This is a genomic window from Veillonella sp. (genome assembly GCF_015058545.1).
Lineage (GTDB): Bacteria > Bacillota > Negativicutes > Veillonellales > Veillonellaceae > Veillonella_A.
Genome location: NZ_SVCB01000141.1, coordinates 1 through 8,649, shown reverse-complemented (window position 1 = coordinate 8,649; position 8,649 = coordinate 1). Strand labels below are relative to the sequence as shown.

The following is an 8,649-nucleotide window of genomic DNA, read 5'->3' as shown; positions in this document are numbered from 1 at the left end:
TTTATGGCTTTAGTTGCTAAATATAATGTAATTATATTAGAGGATAATCCTTACGGCGAAATTACCTACACCGGTAAATATCATAAAGCGCTTAGTGCTTATGATGCGAAAGGACAGGTACTTTTCATGGGAAGCCTGTCTAAAACTTTGAGTCCGGGACTAAGGATTGGTTGGGTAGCGGGCCGGGCAGATATTATGACGCAGCTTTCTTTGGTTAAGGAATGCTCCGATATTCATAGTTCCTTGCCGGATCATGCTTTGGCAGCCGGTTTTATGAATATATATTCTTATGATGACCATGTAGCATCTATGAATAAGGTTTATAAAGATAGACGTGATACTTTGGTAAAGGAATTGCAAAATGAACTGCCGGACTTTACATTTACTGTACCGGAAGGGGGCTTTTTCTTGTGGCTCTCCTTACCGGTCGGCGTGAATGAGTATGAATTTTTCAAAAATTCTATAAACGCCGGTGTTTTGGTAATTCCGGGCACTCCGTTTTTTGTAAATAAAGAGGAACGAGGCTATGTGCGGCTTAATTTTACCGGCCTTGGACCGGATGACTTAACCGAAGCGGTGAAGCGATTAGCCCAAGCTTACCAAAATATGATTAAATAACTATTGACATTGTATAAAAATACATCTATAATGACGTAAGCGTATAAAACAGTATATATATTACTCGGTAATAAAAGATGCTTGAGAATATACAGTGATTGGTAAGTATTAGTTATAAGGAAAGGGTTAGTTATGAGTTTCGATTGGAGTTTAATTTGGGATAATATACCGATTCTCTTACAAGGGGCTGTCATTACGATACAAATTACGGTAATGGCGGTTGGTTGCGGTTTTTTCATCGGTATGATTGCCGCGTTGGCTAATTTGTCACGCTTTAAAATTGTTCGTTTATTAGTTAAATGTTACGTTGAATTGTTCCGTGGTACACCGTTATTGGTTCAGATCTTTATGATTTATTTTGCCTTGCCAATGGTTATCGGACAATCCATCAACCCATATGTGGCAGCGGTTACGGCTTGTAGTATTAACTCCGGTGCTTACGTATCTGAAATTTTCCGCGCCGGTATTCAGTCTATCGATAAAGGTCAGATGGAAGCAGGTCGTTCCTTAGGTCTCACTTGGGCTCAAACTATGCGCTATATCGTGATGCCACAGGCATTTAAAGCGATTATTCCGCCACTTGGTAATGAATTTATCGCCATGATGAAAGATACCTCCTTAGTATCGGTTATCGGCTTTGAAGAATTGACTCGTCGCGGTCAGTTGATTATTGCCAGAACTTACGGATCCTTTGAAATTTGGACAGCCGTTGCGATTATTTATTTAGTTATGACATTAAGTATTTCGCAATTAGTTGCATTCCTTGAAAGGAGATATAATATCAAATGATTAAGATGATTGATGTTTATAAAAGTTTTGGTAAAAACGAAGTCCTTAAAGGGATTAATCTTCATGTGGAACGCGGGGAAGTAGTCGTTATTATCGGACCGTCCGGTTCCGGTAAAAGTACGGTGTTGCGCTGCATGAACTATTTGGAAGAACCAACCTCCGGCGATGTTATCGTAGACGGCATGAATCTAAATGTTAAAGAAAACATTAACAACGTGCGTGCCGAAGTGGGGATGGTATTCCAACGTTTTAACTTATTCCCGCATATGACGGTACTCGATAACATTACTTTGGCACCACAGAAGATTCGCAAGATGTCCAAGGAAGAAGCTGAAAAAATAGCCCTTGAGTTGTTGGCCAAAGTAGGTTTACAGGATAAAGCCGATTCGTATCCACAGCAATTGTCCGGCGGCCAACAGCAGCGTGTAGCTATTGCCAGAGCGCTCGCCATGAAGCCGAAAGTAATGCTCTTTGATGAACCGACGTCGGCGCTTGATCCGGAAATGGTAAGTGAAGTTCTTGATGTTATGAAGAACCTCGCCAAAGAAGGTATGACCATGGTTGTAGTAACACATGAAATGGGCTTTGCTAAAGAAGTGGGGACGCGCGTTCTCTTTGTTGATGAAGGCAAGATTCTCGAAGAAGGAACGCCGAAGGATGTATTTGAGCATCCGACCAATGAACGTACGCAACTGTTTCTTTCCAAAATTTTATAATTGCTTTATAACGCCCTTAATTAAGGGCGTTATTTTATATGATTCAAGATGAATATATTTTAATTATTTATGACTAAATTGTGACAGATTATTTTATATTTTATATTAGAAAATTAATTTATGACTTTTTGATTAAAAACTTTAAGAATCTTATTAAACACAGTTCCTGTCGATGTTTCCAGCCTGGCATTAGTTCAAAATTTTTACTTCATAATTAACAAGCTGTTTTATTTTGCATAATAGAGTCATAAATAATTGTATGTATACTTATAATGGATATACAGCATAATAAACTTGTTTTTTAATACTTACTGTGCTAACCTTATTGAAAGGTACCATAAGTACTCTAATGCAGGGATTTTTTAGGAGGAATTTTTTATGCTCGGTAAAGTTAAGTGGTTCAGTGCAGAAAAAGGTTATGGATTTATTGAAAGAGAAGACGGTGGCGATGTATTCGTACATTTCTCCGCGATTCAGGAAGATGGTTTCAAATCCTTGAACGAAGGTCAAGAAGTAAACTTTGAAATCGTTGACGGACCTCGCGGCCCACAGGCTACGAATGTCACTAAAGCATAAATAACTACACTGAGAGATCGGCTTCGGCCGGTCTTTTTTATTTGCCTAAATCACAATTTTATTTGAAAAACCTGGTGGAAGCCCTTGTTTATAGGGACGTTTAAGATTTGTAAAAAATTTATAAAAAATTTAAAAATTTTTCAAAAAATAAAGAGGACTTTTGTACATCCTTGGAGAATTATATAAACATAGAAACAAGTTCGTAGTTTAGAACTTGAGAAGAAAGGGTGTTTTATATGAAAGTAACAGTAAGAGGTAAGAATTTAGAAGTAACAGCAGCTCTCCGCGAGTATTTGGAAAAACGTGTAGATAAACTTGCTCGTTATTTTGATGCACCATTTGATGTACAAGCTGTGCTCTCAGTAGAAAAAGAAAATCGCGTAGTTGAACTCACCTGTTTCGTTGAAGGGATTGTTCTTCGCGGGGTTGCATCGAATACAGATATGTATGCGGCTATTGATTTAGTAGTCGATAAAATTGTTCGTCAAATTCATAAATATAAAACTCGTTTGGCACGGCGCTTCAAGAAAGAAGCAGGCTTCAAACCGGATGCATATGTTCCGGAAGTTCCTGTTCAGGAAGAAGAAATCAGCATAGTTCGCCGCAAACATTTTGCGATTCGGCCTATGAGTGTGGAAGAAGCCATTATGCAAATGAATTTGGTTGGTCATGACTTCTTTATGTTCTACAATGCAGAAACAGAAGTTATGAACGTAGTGTACCGCCGTAAAAACGGTTCCTATGGGTTAATTGAGCCGGAGCTTTAAAGGCTACTCCGAAGGGAGAATACCGTAGGACGTTTAGATAACTGAATATATAGCAGCTGTAGCAGATTGTGAGTACATAATCTGCTACAGCTTTTTTATAACATTGATTGTGCTAAAATTTTTTACCCTATGCAGCGGATCGTTAGTAATATATAGATAGTTTGGTAAAACGTTCATGATGCTGTTGGATTTTTAGCGAATCTTTGCTATTATTATATATATAGAAATTTTTAGTAATTGTATGAATTTATTTTGACCTTGACAAAAAAGTAGTTAAAACCTATCATAATGATATGTTTTAAAAATCGATGAGAATTAAAGTAAAACATAAAAGAGTATATAAAACGCAATGAACAAAACAAGTACGTTCAATGAACCGAACAGAGAGATAAACCTAGGTTGAGAGTTTATTACGATGTAGTTGGACTGAATGCCTTTGTGAGCGGGAGAACTGAAATATTAGTAGGTTTTCACGGTGAACTGCCGTTATAGTATTTGAGTGCAACAGCTCATCCATCTGTGATTATGCTGTTGTAAACAGAGTGGAACCGCGGGCCACCGCCTCTGTCATGGAGGCGGTAGGCCCTTTTTTATACAATAGGGGGGATTTTATGATTGAACTTAGGCATATTGACAAAGAGTTTATCATCAAAAACCAACATGTTAAGGCTTTGCAAGATGTATCGCTGACGGTTCAGGATGGAGATATCTTTGGCATTGTAGGCTTCAGCGGTGCCGGCAAATCTACGTTGCTGCGCATGGTTAATGCTTTGGAAGAGCCGACTGCCGGTGAAGTCCTAATCGACGGTGTGAATATTAATGAATTGTCCCATAATGAACTGCGTAAAGTTCGTAAGGGAATTGGCATGATATTCCAATCTTTTAACTTGTTGAACTCGAAAACGGTGTTTGATAATATTGCGATTCCGCTTCGTTTGAATAAAGTGGCGGAAGATGTGATTGAGAAAAGAGTCAAAGAGTTATTGGAATTCGTTAACTTACCGGATCGAGCCAATGCGTATCCGACTCAATTATCGGGCGGGCAAAAACAGCGTGTCGGTATCGCTCGAGCACTTGCGACGAATCCGTCTATACTGCTTTGTGACGAAGCGACCAGTGCTTTGGACCCGGAAACGACGGAACAAATTTTAAAATTGTTAAAACGAATTAACAAAGAATTTAATATTACGATTCTGTTGGTAACGCATGAAATTAATGTAATCCAGGAAATTTGTAATCGCGTAGCCGTTATGGAGCATGGTCGTGTCGTAGAAATGGGCACTGTCCTTGATGTTTTCAGTCATCCAACGCAGAGCATGACAAAACGTTTCGTACAGACTGTTATTCCGGAACGTATTCCGGACAATGTGGTAGCACAGTTAAAAGCGGATACAAGATCATATGAATTAGTGAAGTTACGCTTCTTGGGTGACGCAGTAACTAAAAATGTTATCTATGAAGTAAATCGCAAGTTCAACGTGGAAACGAATATCGTATTTGCGTCGGTTAACCAATTGCAAGATTCGGCTCTGGGCATTTTTATTTTACAAGTGGTCGGTGCTGCGGCAGATTTGGAAGCAGCCAAGAAATATATGTGTGATGCAGGACTGGAATGTGAGGTGATTACGTTATGATGCCGGATTTGGGAGTACCGAACGAGCAAATTATTCTGGCGGCCCAAGAGACGTTGTACATGGTATTCGTGTCACTGATCATCGGGTCTATTATCGGTCTTATTTTAGCCGTCATCTTAGTGCTGACAAATAAGGACGGTATTTTAAGAAATAATTATGTCTTTGCTGTAGTGAATACGGTAGTTAATATTATTCGTAGTGTGCCGTTCATCATTTTGATGGTGTTTATATTGCCGCTCACTAAATTGTTAATCGGTACGCGTATCGGGACGACGGCGGCTTTAGTGCCTCTCGTTATTTTCATTGCGCCGTACTTGACTCGTCTCTTTGAAAATTCACTGCTTGATGTGGATAAAGGCATAATTGAAGCGGCGCAGGCTATGGGTGCCTCTCATTTTGAGATTGTTTGGCATTTTATTTTGCCGGAAGCAAAAGCATCCTTAATTTTATCGGTTACAACCGGTACCATCGGGCTTATCGGAGCAACGGCAATGGCCGGAGCTATCGGGGCCGGCGGGGTCGGCGATTTGGCGCTCACGTACGGGTACGAACGTCTAAACTTTCCGCTAATGTTGTTTACTGTTGTTGTGCTTGTTATTTTTGTTCAGATTATTCAAACTGTGGGTAATCATTTTGCATTTAAAATGCGCAATCATTGAGAAAGAAAGTAGGGGTATTATGAATTTCAAACGTTTTAAGAAAATTGGTGTGTTGTTGGCGGCTACCGTGTTAGGCGCCGTGTTATTGGCCGGTTGCGGTAATGACTCCGCAGCAGGTGACAAAAAAGATTTAGTTTTCAGTAAATCGCAGGGACCGTACTCGGAACTCTTTGAACAAGCTGTTAAACCGATTATGGAAAAGAAAGGTTACAAGATTACAGCTCGCGATATGTCCGACTTAGTACAGGCTGATGTAGCTTTGAATGACGGCGAAGTAGACTTTAACGTTGAACAGCATACAGCGTATATGAATAACTTCAATGAAAAACAAGGTGGCCATTTGGTAGCGTTGACTCCGATTCCTACAGTACCGACCGGCATCTATCCGGGCGCTAAAACTCAGCTTAGCCAAGTAGCTAACGGTGATACTATCGCTGTTCCGAATGATGCATCTAATACGGCCCGTGCCTATGCATTACTTCAAAAAGCAGGCCTTATCAAATTGGATCCGAATAAAGATTTGGCCACTGTAACTAAAGCCGATATTGTGGAAAACCCATATAATCTTAACTTTGTAGAAATGAAGTCCTTAACAATTCCATCGGTTCGTACTGACTTTGCGTACATCGTAATTACCGGTGCTATTGTGTACAATGCTAAAATCGATCCTTCTACAGCTTTAATGAAAGAAGACATTTTACCATACTTGCTCTTACAGCTCGTTGTATTGGATAAGAATAAAGATACCCAATGGGCTAAAGATTTGAAGGATGCGTATAATTCGCCTGAATTCAAAGAATACATGAAAACCCATAACAACGGTTTATGGTATGTGCCTGAAAACGCAGACAACAAATAAGATTGCTTTAATGGCCCCTTCAACATAGAAGGGGTCATTTTTGGTATTTGCACTTAGCAAGCTTTAAGATAATGACTTTCACTTAGCAACTCAAAAACGGGAAATACTTATTTTGTATAAAATCGGTCACACTTCCGTATTTAATATGTAAAAAGCTTATTACTTACACTGTATATTTTGGTTTTTTTAGAAACTTTGTGATATAATTAATTGAATATGTATATAAGAGAATATACAGACCTAAGGAGTTGAGATATTTGTTTGGTTTTATACAAAGATTAATTGGTAATAACAGCGCACGCGAAATAAAAAAGATGCGTGCCATTGTAGATGAAATTAATGGCTTAGAGCCGAGTCTTAGCGGTTTAAGTGACAGTTCATTAGCTGCTAAAACACAAGAATTTAAGAAACGACTGGCTGACGGTGAAACATTGGATGATATTTTACCGGAAGCATTTGCGGTTGTTCGTGAAGCTTCGAAGCGCGTGCTCGGCATGCGCCATTTTGACGTACAGCTTATCGGTGGTATTACTTTGCATCGCGGTAATATCGCAGAAATGCGTACCGGTGAAGGTAAGACCTTGGTAGCTACGTTGCCGGTGTATTTAAATGCCTTAACCGGTAAAGGTGTGCATGTTGTTACGGTCAATGACTATTTGGCAAAACGTGACAGCGAGTGGATGGGTAAATTGTATCGTGCCCTTGGGTTGAGTGTTGGTCTTATTGTAGCCAACCTCGATTACAATCAGCGTAAATTGGCTTATGCTTCTGATATTACATACGGCACCAATAATGAATTCGGGTTCGACTATTTGCGTGATAACATGGTTATTCATGCCGAACAAATGGTACAGCGTCCGCTTAATTACGCCATCGTCGATGAAGTTGACTCCATCCTCATCGATGAAGCTCGTACACCGCTCATCATTTCCGGTCCCGGCGAACGCTCTACGGACAGCTATTATACGTTGGCAAAAGTTGTACCGCAATTGGTAGCCGGTGAAGATTATACGATTGATGAAAAACAAAAAACAATCGCACCGACTGAATCGGGTATTGCCAAAGTTGAAAAAATGCTTAAAATCGAAAACTTATACGATTCGGCTAATTTGGAATTGAATCACTTGTTAAATGCATCTTTACGTGCTTATGCCATGATGCATCGCGATAAGGATTATGTAGTTAAAGACGGACAGGTTGTTATCGTTGACGAATTTACCGGTCGTTTGATGTTCGGTCGTCGTTATTCCGACGGTTTGCATCAGGCCATCGAAGCCAAGGAAGGCCTTAAAGTTGAACGTGAAAGCCAGACTTTGGCATCCATTACGTTCCAGAACTACTTCCGTATGTATGAGAAATTAGCGGGCATGACCGGTACAGCCAAAACGGAAGAACAGGAATTTAACAACATTTACGGTTTGGAAGTATATGAAATTCCGCCAAATAAACCTTTACTTCGTAAAGATTTGCCGGATTTGATTTTTAAAACTAAGAAGGCGAAATACAAAGCGGTTGTTAAAGATGTAGTAGAACGCCATAAAAAAGGCCAGCCTGTATTGGTAGGTACAACTTCGATTACACAATCGGAACAGTTAAGTGATATGCTCCTTAAGAGCGGCGTACCACATAATGTGTTGAATGCTAAACACCATGAAAAAGAAGCGGAAATCGTAGCCAATGCCGGTCAGCGCGGTATGGTAACGATTGCCACTAACATGGCCGGTCGCGGTACAGATATTTCCTTAGGCGAAGGTGTGGCTGAACTTGGCGGTCTCCATATTTTGGGTACCGAACGTCATGAAAGTCGCCGTATCGACAACCAGTTGCGCGGTCGTTCGGGTCGTCAGGGCGATCCGGGCTCCAGTCAATTCTTCTTATCTTTGGAAGACGACTTGATGCGTATTTTCGGGGCCGATAATATTTCCGGTATGATGGATAAACTTGGTATGGAAGAGGATGAACCGATTGAACACTCCTTGATTACTAAATCCATCGAACGTGCTCAGAAGAAAGTAGAAAATCATAACTTTA

At 40.0% G+C, this 8,649-nt stretch carries 9 protein-coding genes and 1 other annotated feature; all 9 genes read left to right on the top strand.

What is annotated here, in order from left to right; translation table 11 throughout:
- Positions 1 to 618: PLP-dependent aminotransferase family protein (locus E7204_RS08930; RefSeq protein ID WP_295183793.1), on the top strand; the 618-nt coding region annotated here is incomplete at its 5' end.
- A gap of 132 nt (positions 619 to 750) precedes the next feature.
- Positions 751 to 1,407: an amino acid ABC transporter permease gene (locus E7204_RS08925; protein WP_127058183.1), complete on the top strand. Its 657-nt coding sequence runs from the start codon at positions 751 to 753 to the stop codon at positions 1,405 to 1,407.
- Positions 1,404 to 2,123, top strand: a complete 720-nt coding sequence (locus tag E7204_RS08920; RefSeq protein ID WP_021841390.1) for an amino acid ABC transporter ATP-binding protein — start codon at positions 1,404 to 1,406, stop codon at positions 2,121 to 2,123. Before E7204_RS08925 ends, E7204_RS08920 begins: the two co-directional genes overlap by 4 nt.
- 378 nt (positions 2,124 to 2,501) lie before the next feature.
- Complete coding sequence (locus E7204_RS08915; RefSeq protein ID WP_006556860.1) at positions 2,502 to 2,699, top strand: cold shock domain-containing protein; 198 nt, start codon at positions 2,502 to 2,504, stop codon at positions 2,697 to 2,699.
- Between the two features lie 236 nt (positions 2,700 to 2,935).
- Positions 2,936 to 3,466 carry a ribosome-associated translation inhibitor RaiA gene (gene raiA, locus E7204_RS08910; RefSeq protein WP_021840668.1) on the top strand — a complete coding sequence of 177 codons (531 nt, stop codon included), beginning with the start codon at positions 2,936 to 2,938 and terminating at the stop codon, positions 3,464 to 3,466.
- 340 nt (positions 3,467 to 3,806) lie between these two features.
- Positions 3,807 to 4,035, top strand: a binding site (T-box leader).
- Positions 4,036 to 4,077: 42 nt separating this feature from the next.
- Positions 4,078 to 5,100: an ATP-binding cassette domain-containing protein gene (locus E7204_RS08905; RefSeq protein ID WP_295183784.1), complete on the top strand. Its 1,023-nt coding sequence runs from the start codon at positions 4,078 to 4,080 to the stop codon at positions 5,098 to 5,100.
- Complete coding sequence (locus tag E7204_RS08900) at positions 5,097 to 5,759, top strand: methionine ABC transporter permease (protein WP_206512521.1); 663 nt, start codon at positions 5,097 to 5,099, stop codon at positions 5,757 to 5,759. Before E7204_RS08905 ends, E7204_RS08900 begins: the two co-directional genes overlap by 4 nt.
- 19 nt (positions 5,760 to 5,778) lie before the next feature.
- Positions 5,779 to 6,618: a MetQ/NlpA family ABC transporter substrate-binding protein gene (locus E7204_RS08895; protein WP_295183777.1), complete on the top strand. Its 840-nt coding sequence runs from the start codon at positions 5,779 to 5,781 to the stop codon at positions 6,616 to 6,618.
- A 257-nt stretch (positions 6,619 to 6,875) separates the two neighbouring features.
- A partial coding sequence (gene secA, locus E7204_RS08890) for a preprotein translocase subunit SecA (protein WP_295183775.1) occupies positions 6,876 to 8,649 on the top strand: 1,774 nt, incomplete at its 3' end.

Coding starts and splice junctions, on each gene's coding strand:
- E7204_RS08925 (WP_127058183.1), top strand. CDS start 751: ATGAGTTTCGATTGGAGTTTAATTTGGGATAATATACCGATTCTCTTA.
- E7204_RS08920 (WP_021841390.1), top strand. CDS start 1,404: ATGATTAAGATGATTGATGTTTATAAAAGTTTTGGTAAAAACGAAGTC.
- E7204_RS08915 (WP_006556860.1), top strand. CDS start 2,502: ATGCTCGGTAAAGTTAAGTGGTTCAGTGCAGAAAAAGGTTATGGATTT.
- raiA (WP_021840668.1), top strand. CDS start 2,936: ATGAAAGTAACAGTAAGAGGTAAGAATTTAGAAGTAACAGCAGCTCTC.
- E7204_RS08905 (WP_295183784.1), top strand. CDS start 4,078: ATGATTGAACTTAGGCATATTGACAAAGAGTTTATCATCAAAAACCAA.
- E7204_RS08900 (WP_206512521.1), top strand. CDS start 5,097: ATGATGCCGGATTTGGGAGTACCGAACGAGCAAATTATTCTGGCGGCC.
- E7204_RS08895 (WP_295183777.1), top strand. CDS start 5,779: ATGAATTTCAAACGTTTTAAGAAAATTGGTGTGTTGTTGGCGGCTACC.